18 protein-coding genes are annotated in these 19,089 nt (G+C 63.0%); 8 read left to right on the top strand and 10 right to left on the bottom strand.

Annotation, left to right across the window (positions count from 1 at the left end):
• Positions 1 to 51 precede the first annotated feature (51 nt).
• From DNK49_RS10465 to DNK49_RS10440, 6 genes are all read right to left on the bottom strand, one after another.
• Positions 52 to 1,314, bottom strand: a complete 1,263-nt coding sequence (locus DNK49_RS10465) for a sensor histidine kinase (protein ID WP_243632308.1) — start codon at positions 1,312 to 1,314, stop codon at positions 52 to 54.
• Positions 1,304 to 1,987, bottom strand: coding sequence for a response regulator transcription factor (locus tag DNK49_RS10460; RefSeq protein ID WP_110524306.1), 684 nt, complete (start codon positions 1,985 to 1,987; stop codon positions 1,304 to 1,306). The genes DNK49_RS10465 and DNK49_RS10460 overlap by 11 nt, the downstream gene beginning before the upstream one ends.
• Positions 1,988 to 2,133: 146 nt before the next feature.
• Complete coding sequence (gene pssA / locus DNK49_RS10455) at positions 2,134 to 2,919, bottom strand: CDP-diacylglycerol--serine O-phosphatidyltransferase (RefSeq protein ID WP_110524305.1); 786 nt, start codon at positions 2,917 to 2,919, stop codon at positions 2,134 to 2,136.
• Between the two features lie 186 nt (positions 2,920 to 3,105).
• The gene (ilvC, locus tag DNK49_RS10450) at positions 3,106 to 4,122 is read right to left on the bottom strand and encodes a ketol-acid reductoisomerase (protein WP_110524304.1); all 1,017 of its coding nucleotides are present in this window, start codon (positions 4,120 to 4,122) and stop codon (positions 3,106 to 3,108) included.
• 86 nt (positions 4,123 to 4,208) lie between these two features.
• Positions 4,209 to 4,700: an acetolactate synthase small subunit gene (gene ilvN / locus DNK49_RS10445; protein ID WP_110524303.1), complete on the bottom strand. Its 492-nt coding sequence runs from the start codon at positions 4,698 to 4,700 to the stop codon at positions 4,209 to 4,211.
• 45 nt (positions 4,701 to 4,745) lie between these two features.
• Positions 4,746 to 6,458, bottom strand: a complete 1,713-nt coding sequence (locus DNK49_RS10440) for an acetolactate synthase 3 catalytic subunit (RefSeq protein ID WP_110524302.1) — start codon at positions 6,456 to 6,458, stop codon at positions 4,746 to 4,748.
• A 279-nt stretch (positions 6,459 to 6,737) separates the two neighbouring features.
• Here DNK49_RS10440 and DNK49_RS10435 point away from each other — a divergent pair, with 279 nt between their 5' ends.
• Positions 6,738 to 7,241 (top strand): RDD family protein, encoded by a 504-nt coding sequence (locus tag DNK49_RS10435; protein ID WP_110524579.1) that lies wholly within the window; start codon positions 6,738 to 6,740, stop codon positions 7,239 to 7,241.
• Here DNK49_RS10435 and DNK49_RS10430 read toward each other — a convergent pair.
• Both DNK49_RS10430 and miaA read right to left on the bottom strand, forming a co-directional pair.
• Complete coding sequence (locus DNK49_RS10430) at positions 7,226 to 7,771, bottom strand: DUF1415 domain-containing protein (protein ID WP_110524301.1); 546 nt, start codon at positions 7,769 to 7,771, stop codon at positions 7,226 to 7,228. The two genes, DNK49_RS10435 and DNK49_RS10430, sit on opposite strands and share 16 nt — an antisense overlap.
• 34 nt (positions 7,772 to 7,805) lie before the next feature.
• The gene (gene miaA / locus DNK49_RS10425) at positions 7,806 to 8,768 is read right to left on the bottom strand and encodes a tRNA (adenosine(37)-N6)-dimethylallyltransferase MiaA (protein WP_243632307.1); all 963 of its coding nucleotides are present in this window, start codon (positions 8,766 to 8,768) and stop codon (positions 7,806 to 7,808) included.
• A gap of 112 nt (positions 8,769 to 8,880) precedes the next feature.
• On the opposite strand from miaA, the gene DNK49_RS10420 reads away from it, so the two are divergent.
• On the top strand, positions 8,881 to 9,741 hold the full coding sequence (locus DNK49_RS10420; protein ID WP_110524299.1) for a DNA ligase: 861 nt from the start codon (positions 8,881 to 8,883) through the stop codon (positions 9,739 to 9,741).
• A gap of 161 nt (positions 9,742 to 9,902) precedes the next feature.
• Here the strand turns inward: DNK49_RS10420 and DNK49_RS10415 are convergent, their stop codons facing one another.
• Positions 9,903 to 11,675 carry a sensor domain-containing diguanylate cyclase gene (locus tag DNK49_RS10415; protein WP_110524298.1) on the bottom strand — a complete coding sequence of 591 codons (1,773 nt, stop codon included), beginning with the start codon at positions 11,673 to 11,675 and terminating at the stop codon, positions 9,903 to 9,905.
• A 253-nt stretch (positions 11,676 to 11,928) separates the two neighbouring features.
• On the opposite strand from DNK49_RS10415, the gene DNK49_RS10410 reads away from it, so the two are divergent.
• Positions 11,929 to 12,507, top strand: coding sequence for a YqaA family protein (locus tag DNK49_RS10410; RefSeq protein ID WP_110524297.1), 579 nt, complete (start codon positions 11,929 to 11,931; stop codon positions 12,505 to 12,507).
• Positions 12,508 to 12,573: 66 nt separating this feature from the next.
• On the opposite strand, the gene mutL is transcribed toward DNK49_RS10410, so the two are convergent.
• Complete coding sequence (gene mutL / locus DNK49_RS10405) at positions 12,574 to 14,427, bottom strand: DNA mismatch repair endonuclease MutL (protein WP_110524296.1); 1,854 nt, start codon at positions 14,425 to 14,427, stop codon at positions 12,574 to 12,576.
• A gap of 161 nt (positions 14,428 to 14,588) precedes the next feature.
• Between mutL and DNK49_RS10400 the strand changes: the two genes are divergently transcribed.
• From DNK49_RS10400 to DNK49_RS10380, 5 genes are read left to right on the top strand one after another with little or no spacing between them, the layout of a single operon-like run.
• A complete protein-coding gene (locus tag DNK49_RS10400) occupies positions 14,589 to 15,311 on the top strand; it encodes a hypothetical protein (RefSeq protein WP_110524295.1) in 723 nt (240 codons plus the stop codon).
• Positions 15,312 to 15,356: 45 nt separating this feature from the next.
• Positions 15,357 to 16,010, top strand: a complete 654-nt coding sequence (gene purN / locus DNK49_RS10395; RefSeq protein ID WP_110524294.1) for a phosphoribosylglycinamide formyltransferase — start codon at positions 15,357 to 15,359, stop codon at positions 16,008 to 16,010.
• Between the two features lie 10 nt (positions 16,011 to 16,020).
• Positions 16,021 to 17,208, top strand: coding sequence for a DUF3108 domain-containing protein (locus tag DNK49_RS10390; RefSeq protein WP_110524293.1), 1,188 nt, complete (start codon positions 16,021 to 16,023; stop codon positions 17,206 to 17,208).
• Positions 17,209 to 17,217: 9 nt separating this feature from the next.
• Positions 17,218 to 18,507 (top strand): RsmB/NOP family class I SAM-dependent RNA methyltransferase, encoded by a 1,290-nt coding sequence (locus DNK49_RS10385; RefSeq protein ID WP_110524292.1) that lies wholly within the window; start codon positions 17,218 to 17,220, stop codon positions 18,505 to 18,507.
• Positions 18,508 to 18,535: 28 nt separating this feature from the next.
• Positions 18,536 to 19,069, top strand: coding sequence for a phospholipase D family nuclease (locus DNK49_RS10380; protein WP_243632323.1), 534 nt, complete (start codon positions 18,536 to 18,538; stop codon positions 19,067 to 19,069).
• Positions 19,070 to 19,089 lie beyond the last annotated feature (20 nt).

The raw sequence follows: 19,089 nt of genomic DNA, 5'->3' as shown, positions 1-19,089 counted from the left end.
CGATGTTGGCGATTTGTCAAAATTGCGTCAAATCGAGGAGACCCGCAGACGTCAGTGCAGGAAGATGCGGAAGTTGCATCCGCCGCCGTCGGCCTCGGTCAGCTGAATCTGCCAGCCTTGTTGTGCGCAGATGCGTTGGACCAATGACAGACCGATACCGATTCCATCGCCCCGGGTCTGGTCGCCGCGGACAAAGGGGCTGAAGACACTCAGGCGTTGGGCTTCGGGGATCCCCGCGCCGGTGTCGATGACGCGAAAGCCGTCGTGTAACAGCTCCAGTCGAACCGAGCCACTGTCGGTGTAGTGCAGCGCATTGCGCAACAGATTGGAGAGCACCGCGCGCAACATGGGGGTCGGGTAGCGTCGGGCATCGTCGTCGATTGGGGTGAAATCAAGCTGCAGCCCGCGCTTGATGGCTTCCGGACGCCAGCGTCGGAGCTGCTCTTCGGCTATCTCGATCAGGCTGCTTGACGATGCCTGATGACCTGCACTACCGGTGCCGCGGGTAAGCCACAGAAAGGTTTCAACCAACTCGCGCATTTCATCTGCTGCATGCTGGATACGCTCGAGTTGCACGCGCTCGCGGGCGGTCGGGGGCAGGGTTTCGAGCAGCAGCTCGCATGTGCTGGCGATGACCATCAAGGGGGTGCGCAACTCGTGGCTAACATCGCTGGTGAACAGGCGCTCCCGGTCGAGTGCCTGGCGTAACTGGTTCAGCGTATTGTCGAACGCCAGCGCAAGCTGGCCGACCTCGTTGGCGGGATAGTCTGCGGCAAGCGGTGGCGCCAGCGGTAGCAGCTGGTCCCGGTGCTGGACCTGGCCTGCCAGCCGGATGACTGGCGCAATGACCCGGTGTGCGGTGCCGGTGCCGATCAGGAAGGCCGCCAGTACGCTCAGCACGAAACCGGTACTTGCAGCGATATAGAGCATGTCTTCACGCTGCTCGAACTCGATCTGGTCCAGCACCAGGATGTAGCGTTGATCGTCGACGTCGCGGACCAGGACATGCCAGTCGACGCCATCGAACTCGATCTCGCGAAAACCCGGGGCCAGCCCCCGCAGCCAGGTGGGCAGCATGCTGTCGTCGCCGCCCGTACTGCGGAACAGGCTCAGCTCAGGCCCCAGGTAGGGCGGCGTATCGAGCAGTGCCGTCGAGACGATCACGTCGAGCTGGCGGTTCATTCCCTCGGCGACCAGCTGGATTTCCGATTGGTTGATGAATACCACGATCGCCACTGCAAACAGCCCGGCGACGACCGCCGTCAGCAGGGTGAAGGCAGCGACGATGCGATGTGACAGGCTGTTAGTGCTCACTGGCGCTTGCGGAAAGGCGGAAACCGACACCGTGAACGGTGTGCAGCAAAGGGGTGGAGAAAGGTTTGTCGAGTTGCTGGCGCAGCGCATGGATGTGGCTGCGTAGGCTGTCGCTATCGGGCGGGGCATCGCCCCACAGTGCCGACTCGAGGACTTCACGACGGACGACTGCCGGGCTTTTCTGCATCAGTACGGCCAGCAGTTTGAGCGCAATCGGCCCAAGATGCAGCAGGCGCCCCTCGCGGGTGACCTCGAGCGTGTCGAGGTCGTAGCTCAGGTCTGCCACCTGCAGCAGGCGGCGGCCACCACCGCGACTGCGCTTGAGCACGGCCTCGATCCGCGCAGCGAGTTCGGACAAGGCAAAAGGTTTGGTCAGATAGTCGTCGGCACCGGCGCGAAAGCCGGTGAGGCGGTCGTCGAGCGCATCGCGTGCGGTCAGCATGATGACCGGCGTGTCGCTGCGCTCGCTTTCGCGAAGGCGTTGGCACAGGCTGAACCCATCCATGCCGGGCAGCATGACGTCGAGCACGATGAGGTCGTAATGATTGACGGCGGCAAGATGCAGGCCACTGAGGCCGTCTTCGGCACAGTCGGTCTGATAGCCCTTGAGTTCCAGGTAATCGGCCAGATTGGCGAGGATGTCGCGATTGTCCTCGATCAGCAGCAGGCGCATCGATTGATCCGGTAGGTTTGCAAGAGGTCCTTCAATGGCGGCAGGCCGATGATCATCCCGGATGGCCGTACGCCTGTGCGCATGAGAATAGGCGGTGTGCTGTGAAGCCGATGTGAAAACGGCCCGAAGCGGGCCGTGTGAAACGTCTATTCCTGCCCGGGTGGGGCGCCGGGCGGGGTGTCGGTGCTTGAGCGGGCCTCGACCCGGCGTCGGCGTTCCAGCCAGCGCATCACATAGATGACGTAGCCCGACAGCGCATACACCACGAACAGCGCAAACAGCACGCCGGGCGGGTAGCTGGATACCAGTGCAAAGGCCAGCACCAGGGCGATGACGACGATGAAGGGTACGCTCTTGCGCAGGTTGATGCTCTTGCCGCTCCAGAACAGCACATTGCTGACCATGGAAATACCGGCAAAGATGGTCAGGATGCAGGCATACCAGGCGACATCCTCACCGGCGATGCCGTTGTCGATGACGACCCACACCAGGCCAGCGATCAGTGCCGCGGCCGCTGGGCTGGGCAAGCCCTGGAAGTAGCGTTTGTCCACGACTTCGATATTGGTGTTGAAGCGCGCCAGTCGCAGCGCCGCGCCCGCGCAGTAGATGAAGGCGGCAATCCAGCCGAGTTTGCCCATGTCCTTGAGCGCCCATTCATACACCACCAGCGCTGGGGCGGCACCAAAGGAGACCATGTCGGACAGGGAGTCGTATTCGGCACCGAACTCGCTCTGGGTGTGGGTCAGACGGGCAATGCGGCCGTCCAGTCCGTCCAGCACCATGGCAACGAAGATGGCCACGGCGGCCACTTCAAAGCGCTGGTTCATTGCCTGCACGATGGCATAGAAGCCGGCAAACAGCGCCGCAGTGGTAAACAGGTTGGGCAGGATGTAGATGCCGCGGCGACGCTTTTCAGGAGTAATCAGGGGCATGCGTTCGGGTTGGTCCACGATGTAGGGGGCAACGGAGCAATGGCAGGATTCTAGCAGTCCGTCGCGGACTCGATACTGGCGATTGTCACAAGTGGAAAGGAGGATGTCGGCGATACGGTGCTCAGAAACGACAAAGGCCAGGACGTGTGTTCAACGTCCTGGCCTTTCAGATTGCCGAGTCGAGACTTAGTTCTTCGACTTGTCGACCAGTGCCTTGGCCTTGATCCACGGCATCATGTCGCGCAGCTGACCACCGACCTGCTCGATCGGGTGTTCGGCGTTCAGGCGACGACGCGCGGTCATGCTCGGGTAGTTGGTCTTGCCTTCCTGGATGAACATCTTGGCGTATTCACCGGTCTGGATGCGCTTCAGGGCGTTGCGCATGGCCACACGGGACTGCTCGTTGATGACTTCGGGGCCGGTCACGTACTCGCCATACTCCGCGTTGTTGGAGATGGAGTAGTTCATGTTGGCGATGCCGCCTTCGTACATCAGGTCGACGATCAGCTTGAGTTCGTGCAGGCACTCGAAGTAGGCCATCTCGGGCGCGTAGCCGGCTTCGGTCAGGGTTTCGAAACCCATCTTGACCAGTTCGACGGCGCCGCCGCACAGCACGGCCTGTTCGCCGAAGAGATCGGTCTCGGTCTCTTCCTTGAAGTTGGTCTCGATCACGCCGCCCTTGGTGCCGCCGTTGGCAGCTGCGTACGACAGGGCGATGTCCTTGGCCTTGCCGGACTTGTCCTGGTACACCGCGATCAGGGAGGGCACGCCGCCGCCACGCAGGTATTCGGAACGCACGGTGTGGCCGGGGCCCTTGGGGGCGACCATGATCACGTCCAGATCTTCACGCGGCACGACCTGGTTGTAGTGCACGTTGAAGCCGTGGGCGAAAGCCAGGGTTGCGCCCTTCTTGATGTTGGGCTCGACGTTTTCCTTGTACACCTGCGGGATGTTTTCGTCCGGCAGCAGGATCATGACGAGGTCTGCAGCCTTGACCGCCTTGTCGATTTCCTCGACCTTCAGGCCGGCAGCCTTGGCCTTGTCCCACGACGGGCCACCCTTGCGCACGGCGACGGTGACCTTGACGCCGGAATCGTTCAGGTTCTGGGCGTGGGCGTGGCCCTGCGAGCCATAGCCGACGATGGTGACCTTCTTGCCCTTGATCAGGGAGAGGTCGGCGTCCTTGTCGTAATAAACTTTCATGTTTTTCCTTTCAGATATCAAGGGCAGTCAATGCGGGCGGCCGACATGATAAACGTGGGTCGGCCGACTGCAAAACGGGGGAGGGTTCAGAGCTTGAGCACGCGGTCGCCACGGCCGATGCCGCAGACGCCGGATCGTACGGTCTCGAGGATCAGTCCGGTATCGATGGCGCCGATGAAGGCGTCGAGCTTGGATTGGTTCCCGGTCAGTTCGATGACGTAGGAGGTGTCGGTGACGTCGATGATGCGGGCACGGAAGATGTCGGCGGTACGCTTGATTTCCTCGCGGTCCTTGCCGGTGGCGCGCAGCTTGATCAGCATCAGCTCACGCTCGATGTGTGCGGCTTCGGAGATGTCGACCACCTTGACCACTTCGACCAGCTTGTTCAGCTGTTTGGTGATCTGCTCGATGATTTCGTCCGAGCCGGTGGTGACGATGGTCATGCGCGACATCGACGCGTCTTCGGTGGGGGCGACGGTCAGCGACTCGATGTTGTAGCCGCGGGCGGAGAACAGGCCGGAGACGCGTGACAGGGCGCCGGCTTCGTTTTCGATCAGCAGGGAAATGACGTGACGCATGATGAGTTCGGTCCTGGAGTCAGATGAGGGACAAGGCGGCGCCGATCACAGGTCTTCGGCAGACAGGATCATCTCGGTGAGACCCTTGCCGCCCTGGACCATGGGATACACGTTTTCCGTCTGGTCGACCTGGAAGTCGAGGAACACGAGATCGTTCTTGTGCGTGGTGAAGGCTTCGCGCAGTGCGCCTTCGACGTCTGCCGGCTTGTCCACGCGGATGCCCACATGGCCGTAGGACTCTGCCAGCTTGGCGAAGTCGGGCAGCGAGTCCATGTAGGATTCCGAGTAACGCTGACCGTGGAACAGTTGCTGCCACTGGCGCACCATGCCGAGGTAGCGGTTGTTGAGGTTGCAGATCTTGATCGGCAGACGGAACTGCTTGCAGGTGGAGAGTTCCTGGATGTTCATCTGGATCGAGGCTTCCCCGGTAACGCAGGCAACCTGCTTGCCCGGATGTGCCAGCTGGGCGCCCATGGCGTAGGGCATGCCCACGCCCATGGTGCCAAGGCCACCGGAGTTGAGCCAGCGCCGCGGCTTGTCGAAGCGGTAGTACTGTGCGGCCCACATCTGGTGCTGGCCGACGTCTGAGGTCACGATGGCGTCGCCGCCGGTGACTTCCCACAGCTTCTGGATGACGAATTGCGGCTTGATGATGGTGTCGGAGTTCCTGTACTCCATGCACTTGCGGCTGCGCCAGTCCTCGATCTGCTTCCACCAGGCCGCAAGCGCGTCCGGGTTGGGGCGGGCTTCGCCGGCTTCGAGCTGGCGGATCATCTCGTCGAGCACGTCCTTGACGTCTCCGACGATGGGTACATCCACCTTGACGCGCTTGGAGATCGACGACGGGTCAATGTCCACATGGATGATCTTGCGCGGCTCTTCGGCAAAATTGGCCGGGTCGCCGATGACGCGGTCGTCAAAACGGGCGCCAACGGCCAGCAACACGTCGGAATAGTGCATCGACATGTTGGCTTCGTAGGTGCCGTGCATGCCGGGCATGCCGAGGTACTGGCGATCGCTCGCCGGATAGGCGCCAAGGCCCATCAGCGTGTTGGTGATCGGGTAGCCGAGCAGGCGGGTCAGCTTGGTCAGGCGGTCGGCCGCGTCGGCCAGAATCACGCCGCCGCCGGTGTAGATCATCGGCCGCTTGGCTTCGAGCAGCAACTGCACGGCCTTCTTGATCTGCCCCTGGTGACCCTTGACCACCGGGTTGTAGGAACGCATCGAGATGTCCTGCGGGTACTCGAATTCGCACTTGGCGAAGGTGATGTCCTTGGGGATATCGACCAGCACCGGGCCGGGGCGACCGGTCTGCGCCAGGTAGAAGGCCTTCTTGATGGTCGTGGCAATGTCGCGAACATCGCGCACCAGGAAGTTGTGCTTCACACAGGGGCGGGTGATGCCGACGGTGTCGACCTCCTGGAAGGCGTCCTGGCCGATGGCGGCGGTAGGTACCTGGCCGGAAATGATGACCATCGGGATCGAGTCACAGAAGGCGGTGGCAATGCCGGTGACTGCGTTGGTGGCGCCGGGGCCCGACGTGACAAGCGCGACGCCGACCTTTTGCGTGCTGCGGGCAAAGCCATCTGCCGCGTGTACCGCGGCCTGTTCGTGACGGACGAGGATGTGGCGGACCTGTTCCTGCTGGAACAGTGCGTCATAGATGTACAGCACGGCACCGCCAGGATAGCCGAACACATATTCGACCTTTTCTTCCTGCAGGCACCTGATTACAATTTCCGCACCGGTCAGCACCATCGCAAACTCGCCCTGTATGTCGTTCGAAGAAACGGAGAACAGTACATTTTGGGTGGCGTTTGGTCAAGGCTGCCAGAAATATCAGGGCCTTGCCGGTTGGTGGGCCAGGCCGCCGGCAACAGATGAATGCATCGTCTGTCTGCCGGTTTGCCGTCCTTTTTCGATGCGGTTTCCGGCATCAACCGTTTCTTCCGCAGTCGCCTCCAGATCGCGCCAGAGGGCTTGCAGCAAGCCTTTGGTGTGGAGGGCACGCGGGTCATTTGGGTAAAGCGCAACTCGATGAGTCGATCAAGAAAGCGTCCGGTCGCTGACGCCGGCACGGCTAGCGCCGAAGCCGGTCGCAGCCGGACTGTGGTGGAGCTGGCCGGTTTGCGTCGGCGACTGGCCAGCATGTTGTATGAGTCCATGCTGCTGATGGGGGTGCTGGCGCTGACCTTTCTGGTGCCTTACCTGATGCTTGGTGTCGGGCTGGGCATTGCGCCGCCCGGCTGGTTGGCCTGGCTGCACATCTTTCTGGTGCTGGGTTTCTATTTTGTCTGGTACTGGCGGCGCAATGGCCAGACGCTAGCCATGCAGACCTGGCGACTCAAGGTGGTCGATGCGGGGACCGGACTCAACCCCGATGCGAAGCGGGCATGGTTGCGTTACGTCTTCTGCTGGCCTTCGTTGCTGTGCTTTGGTGCCGGTCTGATCTGGGCTGTGTTCGATCGCGATCGCCAGTTCCTGCACGATCGTCTGGCCGGCACCCGGGTGGTGCTGTTACCAGGTCAACCGAACAAATAAGGGAACAGGCGCCGGCGTTCGTCGGCGTTCAGTGATTCCATGCGTGCGATGTTGCGTGCCGGGATGCCGTCCGGGTCGGGGTAGTGCGCCAGCGCCTGCTCCAGGCTGTCTTCGCGGATCAGGTGCAGCAGTGGCCAAGGCGAGCGGTTGGTGAGATTGCCGGCGTCGTCGGGATCGGTGTCGGCAAATTGATAATGAGGGTGGAAGCTCGCAACCTGGAATTCGCCCTCCCAGCCGAACTGTTGCAACCACAGGTCCACCAGATCAAAGAACTGGTTGTAGTCGTCGAAATCCTCGAGCATGTCGGGAATGGCGATGACGGTGGTTTCCAGTTCGCTGACCGGGGTGTCGGACAGGCGCTCGAGTTCGGTCTGCATGTCTTCCAGCAAACCTTCTTCGGTGGTGGCATGGCTGATGGTGAGGCGGATGCGCCGCTCGGCACGCGGGCGTGAGGCGAACGGACACAGGTTGAGGCCGATGACGACATCGTCCAGCCACTGGCCGACGCTGGCCAGGATTTCTTCGTCCATCTTGATGAGCTCCGCAAAGGTTTGAACAGGTGGGTCAGTAGTGAAGCAGGCGCAGTGCGTGGTCGCGCACTGCGTCATTCAGGTCGGGGCGCAGACAGTCGAATTCGATCAGCCCGGGCCAGTGTTCGCGAAACTGGCGCTGCCAGGTCAGCTGGCGCTTGGCAAGCTGGCGGGTGGCGGCAACCCCCTTGAAGCGCAGGGTGTCCAGGTTGCCATCCCCCTCCAGGTACTCCCAGGCCTGGCGGTAGCCGACGCAACGCATCGACGGCATATCCGGGTGCAGCGCGTAGCGTCGGCGCAGGCCGGCGACCTCATCGACCAGGCCGGCGGCCAGCATGGCGTCGAAGCGGTCGGCGATCCGCGCATGCAGCACGCTGCGATCACTGGGCGCAAGCGCAATCGGATGCAGGGTGAAGGGGGGGGGCGCCATCTCCCGTCGGGCATAGCTCTCGGCCAGCGGCCGGCCGGTGATCAACACGATCTCCAGCGCTCGCTGGATGCGTTGGGCGTCGCCGGGCTCGAGGCGTGCCGCCGCATCGGGGTCAAGCTGTGCAAGCCGCGCATGGACTGCTGGCCAGCCTTCGGTAAGTGCTTGCCGGTCAATGTCGCGGCGGATGTCGGTGTCCGCCAGCGGCAGGTCGGACAGCCCATCGCGTAACGCCTTGAAATACAACATGGTGCCGCCCGCCAGTAACGGCAGATGACCACGCTGGTGGATCTCGTTCATCAGACGCAGCGCATCTTCGCGGAAACGTGCGGCCGAGTAGTTCTCCTCCGGGCTGATGATGTCGATCAGGTGATGCGGGCAGCTTGCCAGTTCGTCCGCGCTGGGCTTGGCGGTGCCAATGTTCATGTCGCGATAGACCAGTGCCGAGTCGACACTGATGATCTCGATCGGTAGCGCCTGCGCCAGTGCCAGCGCACAGGCTGTCTTGCCGCTGGCGGTGGGGCCGAGCAGCAGCAGGGCGGGGGGCATCGAAGCAGTCATTCTGTCCATGCAGGCTCTCTTGGGGTCGGCATTATCCCTGCGCGGGCGTCTTGATGGAACAGTGACGTAGCGCCCGGCAAATGTTGATGTCATCATTCGTGCTTTGCCGACAGGTGTCCGGATGAGACGTTTGCCCCTTTGGGTTTCCCGCCTGTGCTTGATCGTCCTTGTCGCTTTCGGTGCGTTCGATGGGCTTGTACAGGCTTCACCGCCGCTGGCCGTCATGCTTGCCGGGCGTTATCACGAGGGCGTCGATCCACGGGCCTACTGGGTCAGCGAGAAGCTGGATGGCGTGAGAGCGTTGTGGGACGGTAGCCGCCTGCGGTTTCGCAGTGGTCAGGAGATTGCCGCGCCCGAATGGTTCGTCGCAGGTTTACCCGCGGAGGCGCTCGATGGCGAGTTGTGGCTGGGGCGGAAGCGTTTCGAAGAGCTGGTTGGCATCGTCCGGACCCGTATCCCGGATGATGCCGCGTGGCGGGAGGTGCGCTACATGGTGTTCGATCTGCCGGACCACCCGGGAACATTCGACGAGCGCGTCGCGGCGATGCGCCTGAAGGTGCCGCAACTCGCCTCGCCCTGGGTGCAGACCGTGGTGCAGTACCGGGTTAAGGACGCGGCCGCCTTGCACCAGCGACTTGATGCGGTACTGGCCGAGGGGGGCGAAGGTCTGATGCTGCACAGGGGCGACGCCCGCCGCATCGCCGGCCGCAGTGATGCGCTGCTGAAGTACGTGCCCTGGCTGGATGACGAGGCGCGGGTGGTGCGCTGGATCGAAGGCAAGGGCAAGTATGCGGGCATGCTCGGCGCGCTCGAGGTCGAGTCTGCCGATGGCCGGCGCTTTCGCATCGGTACCGGCTTTACCGATGCGCAGCGTCGCCAGCCTCCGCCCTTGGATAGCCTGGTGACCTATCGCTACCGCGAACTGACGCGCAGGGGATTGCCTCGCTTTCCGACTTTCGTCCGCGAGCGGCTGTTGCCCTAGGAGACTGTCAGGCTTGAGGCCGATCTGCTGCGCCAGTGGGAGAAACGGTCCATATCCGCCCGTTTTTTCGTTGCATAGAATGACTATGCGCCTCAAAAACGGCCGAATCTGTCCTCGTTTTCCCCCTCGGCTCGCTACGATCGCTCAAGCCTGACAGCCTCCTAGGAGCCTGTCAGGCTTGACTTGCGACCGGCAAACTTGTGTTCGTACATCGCGCGGTCTGCGGCTTTGAGCAAGTCGTTGGCGTTGTCGCCATCTTCCGGAAAAATGGCCTGGCCGATGGCGCCGCCGGTGCCGACCCCTTCTTGTCCCTCCGGGGTGATTACCTGTAGCGGCTGGCACAGGACCTCCTCGATCTGACGACGGATGTGTACCACCGCCTCGCGGCTGGCAACCTGATCGAGCAGGATGACGAATTCGTCGCCGGCATAGCGGGCCACCAGGTCACCGCCGCGCACATTGATGCGCAGGCGCTCGGCGACTTCCTGCAGCGCAAGGTCGCCGGCATCGTGACCATAGGTGTCGTTGATGGCCTTGAACCGATTGAGGTCGATGAAGAGGACGGCAAGCCGGGCGTTGCGTCGATCCTTGCGTGCCAGATCGATACGCTTGTTCAGTTGCTGCAGGAACGCCTCGCGATTGGCCAGACCGGTGAGCTTGTCGGTACGCAGTTGGGTCTGCATCGCTTCGAAACTGCGCGCGAGTTGTCCGATCTCATCGCTGCGATCTACGCCGACTGGGACGTCAAAGTCGCCTGCGCCAACGCGACGCACGGCTTCCGAGATACGTCGCAGATCGCCCGCCACCCAGCCCAGGATGCGCAGACCGATGACGATCGCCAGCGCGACCGCCACGGCGGCAAGCATGACTGTACGGGTAACGTTTTCGGTTACGCCGGCCATGAAGTCGCTGGTGGGCATGGCCACCACGGTGATCCAGTCGATGCCTGCAGTGTCGCGGATGCGGTCGAAGGCGACGTGAATCTCCTGTCCTGCCTCGTCAGAGAAGGTCATGACCCGGGGGAGTGCAGTGGCCTCGGGTGCGCCCAGACGGTCCTGAACCAGGCGGTAGGCGGCACGCAGCAAGGTGTGATCGCTGTCGGCAGCCTTGAGGCGCGCACTGCCACCATCGGGCAGACTGGCCATGTTGGGGCTGGCCGAGGAGGCAATCAGGTTGCCGTCCTGCTCGATGATGAAGGCGATGCCATTGGGCGAGACTTCGAGCCGCCCGACGAAGTCGTTGAGCGCGCGTAGCGAGACGTCGGTCGCGACCACTCCTTCAAACGCGCCAGAGGCGGCAAGCACACGGCGGGCCCGGGTGGCGACCAGTTCGCGGGTGCCGAAGTCGATATACACCGAGGTCCAGGTGTGGCCGGTCACACGCTTGCCGTCCTGATACCAGGGGCGGGTACGCGGGTCGAACAGCTTGGTTTCGCGGCGTTCGAACTGGAGTGGGCCGTCGATACCGCTGAATCGGTAGATGGCGCGGTGCTCGTCGGATTTCAGCTTCATCCGGAGCTCGGCGTCTTGTAACGAGTGGCGGTAAAGCCCCAGGCCCTGGCCCGCTTCGTTGCCGTAGTACACATAGTTGTTCGGATCGATGTGCAGCGAGGTGGCGATCCAGAATCGGGTGCGAAGGTCATGAAACTCGGACTCGATGGCGGTTGGTGCGGGCATGCCGTCAGGAAAGGCGGATTCGAGCACCGCGCCGGAGCCGATGATGTGCCGGTCTACGGCCTGGGCGATACGGCCCACTGTCTCCAGCAGCAGGTGTTCCGACACCGTATACACCGCACGACTGCCTGCCGAGTACGACAGCGTACCGACTGCCACTGCCAGCGCGATCACCAGAATGACATAAGGAACGATCAGCACAAGCTTGAGTGACAGCGGGTGGGATGCGCGCGCAGCGGGGATTGCGGGGTCTGTGCTCATGCCGGGCTTTCCGCAGAGGTCGATGAAGCGGCGATTTTGCGTGCCCGGGCATGCCGGCGCAATGGTTTCATGCGACTTGGTGGTGTTGCAGTGATACTTGCCAGGGAGATGGCGATCGATCTATCCCCCACTTTCTGCAACATGACGACGCTGCGTATCCAGCAACTGGATTGTCGGTGCGATGTCACGTTCAGACGGTATCATGTCGGCCGTCAGGTCGATCTGCATCCAACTCTCGTCAAGGATTGTTTTTGTGAAGATTTTTTCGCCGCTGTACGCACGTGCCATGCTGTGGGCGCGTCATCGCCATGCGCCCTGGTATCTGGGAGGATTGAGTTTTGCCGAGTCCTCGTTCTTTCCGATTCCGCCCGATGTGATGCTGGCGCCGATGAGCCTGGCCAACCCCCGCCGTGCCATGTGGTTTGCCTTGCTGACGACGCTGACCTCGGTGGCAGGCGGCTTGTTCGGCTATCTGATCGGTGCCTATGCCTTCGATGCGATCGAACCCTGGTTGCGTGAGAGCCGCTATTGGGGTGCCTACGAGCAGGCTGTGGCGTGGTTTGGTGAATGGGGTTTCTGGGCGGTGTTCGTGGCCGGGTTCTCGCCCATTCCGTACAAGGTGTTCACCATCGCTGCTGGCGCATTGTCGATGGCCTTGCTGCCGTTTACGTTGGCTTCGCTGGTTGGACGTGGGGCACGGTTCTTTCTGGTTGCCGGCCTGATGGCCTGGGGGGGGGCCCGGATGGAAGCGGTGCTGCATCGTTATATCGATCGCCTGGGGTGGGCAACGGTGGCAGCGGTCGTGCTGGGTGTGCTGGTCTATCGCGCCTGAGCGAGCAGCCGTATCTTGACGATTGGGCGCCGTGCGTCGGCGGCGCCCAGGCGATCTGCGCTTGCTTCACTGGCCGCGCATGAAGAAGCGATCGAGTTCGTTCAGGCTCAGCTGTGTCCACGTCGGCCGGCCGTGGTTGCATTGGTCGGAGCGTTCGGTCGCCTCCATGTCGCGCAGCAGCGCGTTCATTTCCGGTAGGGTCAGTTGGCGGTTGGCCCGCACCGCGCCGTGGCAGGCCATGGTGGCGAGCAGTTCGTTGCGGCGGGCGGTGACCACCTCAGAGGCGGGAAATTCGCGCAACTCGCCAAGCAGTTGCCGGATCAGTTCGGCGACCGGCGCATTGGCCAGCAGCGCCGGCACACTGCGCACGGCCAGCTCCTGCGGGCCGGCCGCCGACACCTCGAAGCCCATCGCGGTGAGGATGTCCTGACACTCGTCGGCAACGGCCATGTCCTTGGCGCTGACCGAAAACACCGCAGGAATCAGCAGGCGTTGCACCGCAGGTCGACCGTCGAGTACGGTCTTGAGCTTCTCGTAAAGGATGCGTTCATGCGCAGCATGCATGTCGACCAGTACCAGGCCTCTGGCATTCTGGGCCAGGATGTAGATGCCGTGCAGTTGTCCCAGCGCGTAGCCCAGCGGAGCACCGCCCTCGGCTTGGGTGAGCGACGCAGGCATTGCGTCAGGCGGGTTGTGTGCGGGCTCGACGGGCTGCGGGGTGTTGAATGCGGCCGGGCTGGGCGTGGGGCGGGCGCTGGCCGCGAAATCGAGATAGTGCCGGCTGGCGGACTCCATCGCCAGGGTGCCCTGCCGTGGTGATGACAAAGCCGATTCTGCTGGCCGTGAGTAGTGAGCAGCGCGTATCGCCAAGGGGTCGGCCTGTGGTGTGGCAGGCTGGGCAGGCGCAGGGTGGGTGCTTTCCGTGTCGGCAGATCGGGTTGCGCCGGATTCGGCCAGTGCACGACTGACTGCGTGAAAGACAAACTGGTGTACCGCCCGTGCGTCGCGAAAACGGACTTCGATCTTGGCGGGGTGGACGTTGACGTCTACGCCGGCGGGGTCGAGTTGCAGGAACAGCACGTAGGCGGGGTGTCGGCTGCCATGCAGGATGTCGGTGTAGGCCTGGCGCACCGCGTGGGTCAGCAACTTGTCCCGCACGTAGCGGCCATTGACGAAAAAGTACTGTGCGTCCCGGCTGCTGCGCGAGTAGGCCGGCATCGAAGCGAAACCAGCCAGCGCCAGGATGCCACCGTCGGCCCGCACCTCGCGCGCATGCTCAAGAAAATCGTCCCCCATCAGGGCACCGACACGACGGATGGGCTCGGATGGGGGCAGGCGATGGGACACCCGGCCGTTGTGCGACAGCTGAAGGCCGATCTCGGGGTGGGCCAGTGCAATGCGGCGGAACATCTCGTCGCAATGGGCGTATTCGGTCGCCTCCGACTTCAGGAACTTGCGTCGCGCCGGGGTGTTGTAATACAGGTCGGCAACGTCGATGACGGTGCCTTGGTTCAAGGCCGCAGGACTGAGTTCCCCCGTGTCGCCATCGATCCGCCAGGCGTGGCCTGCGCCCTCGGCCCGGCTGGTGATGGTGGTACGCGTCACCGCCGCAATGGCGGCCAGCGCCTCGCCACGAAAACCCATGGTGCCGACGCGCTCGAGGTCGTCCAGGCTGGCGATCTTGCTGGTGGCATGACGCTCCAGCGCAAGGGCCAGCTCTTCACGGGCAATACCGCAACCATCGTCGGTGACGCGGATGCGGCGTACCCCGCCTTGTTCGAGTTGCACTTCGATGGCGCGTGAGCCCGCATCCACGGCGTTTTCGAGGACCTCCTTCAGCACCGATGCCGGGCGTTCCACCACTTCGCCGGCAGCGATCTGATTGACAAGGAGGTCCGACAAGCGATGGATGGAGGCCATGGTGGAGGGTGTGGGATTGAAGCGGCGGATTATACGGTGCGGTGGCGAGATATCCGACCGGAGGGCACGGTTTGCGCCCGATGGCTTCCGATCCGGTATGATGACGGCGGCGATCGGGCAGAGCATGCTGCGGCCTGCCCATGAACGTGACCGGAGGTGCGATGGCTGTTACGTGGCGTCATGTGCGGCTGGGCGTCCTGGCGGGGCTGATTGCTTCGCTGCTGGCGTGCTCTTCGCCTGGAACCGGGCCCAAGGCGGGTCGCCTTGCGGGATTCATTCCCCAGCATCTGGTCAAGTCCGACCTGAACCGGTTTGCCGAGCTTCATCAGCAGCGGATTTTCGTCAGCTTGCGACGGCTTGCCGAGAAGCTTTACAAGCGCAACCCTGCAGAATTGCGTAAATCAGGGGCGGGCGGGGTGGAGCAGGCGGTCGCGGAGATCTTCGACACTCATCATGGATGGCGCCTTGAAGCCCTGGGATACAGGCGTGACCTGGATGCCCTGGTGATTGCCTTGCATCCCGAGTATCGCGGTGACCGGGTCAGGGCATACGTCGTGGGGCTGGCCAGCATGGTGCAGACCGCGCTGGGCGATCGTGAGGAGTTCTTTCTGCTGGATGATCTGGACGCACAGCACATCTACAATGCGGCCCGCAATGTCGAGATTGCGGCGTGGAAGCTGGGTAGTGCGCGGGATGCTGCCGGAAACCTGCTGCTGCTGTCCAACGAGATGGGCGCAGTCAATAATCTCAGTTTCGAGCGCGAGTTCGGGCGCGTGATCGGTTTGCTCGAGACGCTGTCCGATGTGGTTGAGGAAAAAACCGAACGCTCGGTTACGCGTGTGGTCCAGAACCTGGCGACTGCGGTCTTTTTGCCGGTCTATTGACCGATCCGCATTGCGGAGTGGGTCAGTCATTCAAATTCAGGAATCATGAAGTCTATTGTTCTACTCGTTTCCGGTCGTGGCAGTAACATGGAAGCCATTGTCCGGGCGGCGATTCCCTCGGTCAGGGTTGCGGCAGTCATCAGCAACCGTCCCGACGCAAGCGGGCTTGTCTTCGCGCGTGCCCATGGCATCGCGACCGAGGTTGTCGATCACAAGGCGTTTGCCGACCGTGCCACCTTCGACGCCGAGCTGGCGCGCGTGATCGACGCCCATGCGCCGGATCTGGTCGTGCTGGCGGGTTTCATGCGCGTGCTGACCGATGCGTTCGTACGACGTTACGAGGGGCGTCTGCTCAATATCCATCCGTCCTTGCTGCCGGCCTTTCCCGGCCTGCATACCCACCGGCGTGCGCTGGAGGCGGGTGTCAAGGTGCATGGTGCGACGGTGCATTTCGTGACCCCCGAACTGGATTGCGGGCCCATCGTCATCCAGGCGGTGGTGCCGGTGCAGGCCGAAGACGATGAGGCAAGCCTGGCCGCACGGGTGCTGGCACAGGAACATCGCATCTATCCCCAGGCCGTACAGTGGTTTGTCGAGGGGCGTATTGCCGTCGGCGACGATGGTCGGGTACGCATTGCCGATACGATTGCGCCGGACAAGGGGATCACCGTGCCACCACTCGAAAGCGCGGTAGCTTGAGGCCGGTACGGTGATCGAGCGCGGTGCCATCGCAGCCCTGGGCCTGTCGATACTGGCCCACGTTGCATTGCTTGGTGCTGATCCGTTCGAGGTGCGCGCTGTCGGCCCGGCGGTTGCAGCCGAGCGCGCGCCGCCGATGGTGTTGGTCGATATCTCCGCGTTCCGGCCGCCGCCGCTCGAGCCGCAAGCTGTCCCCGCTGTTGCCGAGGCGCCGGAGCCTGTGGCACCAGTGCCAGTCGTCAAGCCGAAGCCTGTGCCGCAGCCCAGGCCGGCACCCCTGGCTGCGCTCAGCGCCGAACGCCTGCCTGTGGTCGAGGAGACCGTCGTCGATGCGCTTGCTGCCGACGCCGTGCCGGATGACGAGGTGCGGACGCACGCGGACCCGCTGCCGGAGATGCTTGCGGCGGCAGGTGCCGGTCTCCTGCCGCAGCCCCAGGGCGAGGTGTTCTCCATCGATGGCTGGCCGACGCATGGGGCGATCGTGTTCCGGGTGTTTCTCGGTGACAAGGGCTTGCAGGTCGGCGAGGCACGGCACGAGTGGTCGCACGATGGCAGCCGTTACAGCATGCAGGTGGTGCTGGAAACGACGGGTGTTGCTGCCTTGCTCAAGGGCTTTCACTACGTCCAGCGCAGCGAGGGGCAGATCATGCCCGAAGGTCTGAGGCCGGATCTGTTTTCCGTCACTCAGCGCGGCAAGGCGCAGGAAGTTGCCGATTTTGACTGGGTTGCCAACCGGGTCAGCATTCGTCGCGGAGATCGGGAGCGTCGTGCAGCAGCGTTGCAGGCCGGCGACCAGGATGTGCTCAGCCTGTGGCATCAGATCGGCATCGTGGGTACCGCAGGTTTGCCGCGTACCCTGCTGGTGGTCAGCAACAAGGATGCCGAGTCTGCTCTGCTTGAAGCGGTGGGAGAGGAGGGACTGCGTCTGCCGATTGGTCGCCTTGAAACACTGAGGCTTCGGGCTCAGGCAGAAGATGGCAAGCTGACCATCGATATCTGGCTCGCGCGCAACTACGGCATGTTGCCAGTGCGTATCCGAATGGTCGATGACAAGGGTGAAGTCCTCGACCAGCAAGCGGTGCAACTGCGACTGGCGCCACCCGACACGACCCCGGGCGAGCCGGCGCCGCGTGCGGAAATGATTGAACTCAAGGAGGAAGTGCCAGCGTTTCCGGTGGCCGACCTCTATATCAACTGAACGGACATCATGCAGAAAACAGTCAAGACTGCCGAGGGTAACTCTCGTGCACTTTTCATTCAGACCACCCAGGTACTGGGCAATGTACTGACGTTCGACCACCCGGCCGATGCGGTGTTGTCCCGGCACTTTCGTGACAACCGCGAACTCGGGCAGCGTGATCGCGCTTTCATTGCCGAGACGGTCTACGGCATCGTCCGGCGCTTGCGCTGGCTGCGTCGTCTGGCCGGTGCCGGCGCAACGCCACGGCAATTGCTGCTGGCCTGGCTGGCTCGCGGTGAAGGTTGGCCGATGCGCCAGTTCGAAGGGCTCGCATCGGCCACCGAACGTGACTGGATCGAGACGATCAAGTCTGCAACGCTGGACGAAGGCAGTGTGGCCGAACGCGCCGATATGCCCGACTGGTTGGTTGAGCGGCTGTTGGCCCAGCATGACGAGTCCTCGCTGATCAAGCTCGCACAGAGCCTGAACCGGCCGGCGCCGCTCGATCTGCGGGTCAACCTTTTGAAGGCTGATCGAGATGTGGTGCTGGCGCGCCTGCGTGAGGAAGGGTTGGCTGCCGAGTCCTGCAGGTTGTCACCGCAGGGCATTCGACTGGGCGGCAAGCCGGCGCTGCAAAAGCACCCTTTGTTCCTGGATGGCAGCTTCGAGGTACAGGACGAAGGCAGTCAGTTGCTGGGACTGCTGGTTCAGCCCAAGCGGGGCGAGTTGGTTGTGGATTTCTGCGCTGGCGCAGGTGGCAAGACCTTGCAGCTGGGGGCGATGATGCGTTCCACCGGGCGCCTCTACGCATTCGATGTGTCGGAAAAACGCTTGGCCAAACTCAAGCCGAGGATGGCGCGGGCTGGGTTGTCCAACGTGCATCCGGTGCTGATCGCGCATGAGAACGATGCCAAGGTGAAGCGCCTTGCAGGCAAGGCGGACCGTGTGCTGGTGGATGCGCCCTGCAGTGGGTTGGGCACCTTGCGCCGCAACCCCGACCTCAAGTGGCGGCAGAGCGATGCCGCGGTTGATGAGATGGTGGTCAAGCAAGGCGCTATCCTTGCTGCGGCCGCGCGACTGGTCAGGCCAGGTGGCCGTCTGGTGTATGCGACCTGCAGCCTGCTGGCGGAAGAGAACGATGCGGTGGTGGATGCCTTTCTTGCGGCCCAACCCGGGTTCCGTGCGGTTTCGGCCGAGTCGGTGCTTGAAGCGCAAGGGGTGACGCTGACAACGGGTGAACGGCTGCGCCTGTCGCCGGATGCGCATGATACCGATGGCTTCTTTGCCGCCGTGCTGGAGCGGGTTGCCAGTGCCTGACGGCCTGCGCACGGCGCTGGCGTCGGTCATGCTGTGTTTGGCTGCTGCACCGGCGCTGGCGGGCCAGCGTTTTACCGCGCAAGGCGAGGTCGAACTGGCGTTCTCGCCATGGGACAAGCCGGAAGCCCTGTTGCTGGGCGTGGTGGCCGGCGCGCGCAAGACATTGCATGTGCAGGCTTATGCGTTTACCAGCCGGCGTTTTGCCGATGCCCTGATTGCGGCGCATCGGCGCGGCGTCAAGGTGGAAGTGCTGGCCGATGCGCAGATGAACCGCCGCGAAAAGGGTAATGCCGTGCCGCAGTTGTTGGCCGCTGGTGTGCCGGTGGCATTTGAGACACGCTATCGTGCGGCGCATAACAAGGTGGTGGTGGCGGATGCGGAGGGGCCCGGTTGTGCGGTGGTGACCGGCTCGTACAACTTCACCTGGTCTGCCGAGAACCGCAATGCCGAGAACCTGCTGGTGTTAAGGGATCACTGCCCGCTGGCCCGCAGTTACCGGGATAACTGGAAACGTCATCGGGCACAGGCGACCCCAGTGACCCGGCTGCCGTGGAAGCCTTGATCCAAACCTATTGCGGACGG

The sequence above is a fragment of the Parazoarcus communis SWub3 = DSM 12120 genome (assembly GCF_003226565.1).
Classification (GTDB): Bacteria; Pseudomonadota; Gammaproteobacteria; order Burkholderiales; family Rhodocyclaceae; genus Parazoarcus; species Parazoarcus communis.
Note: the sequence above shows the minus strand (reverse complement) of the source record. Positions and strands in the feature narration are given on the sequence as shown.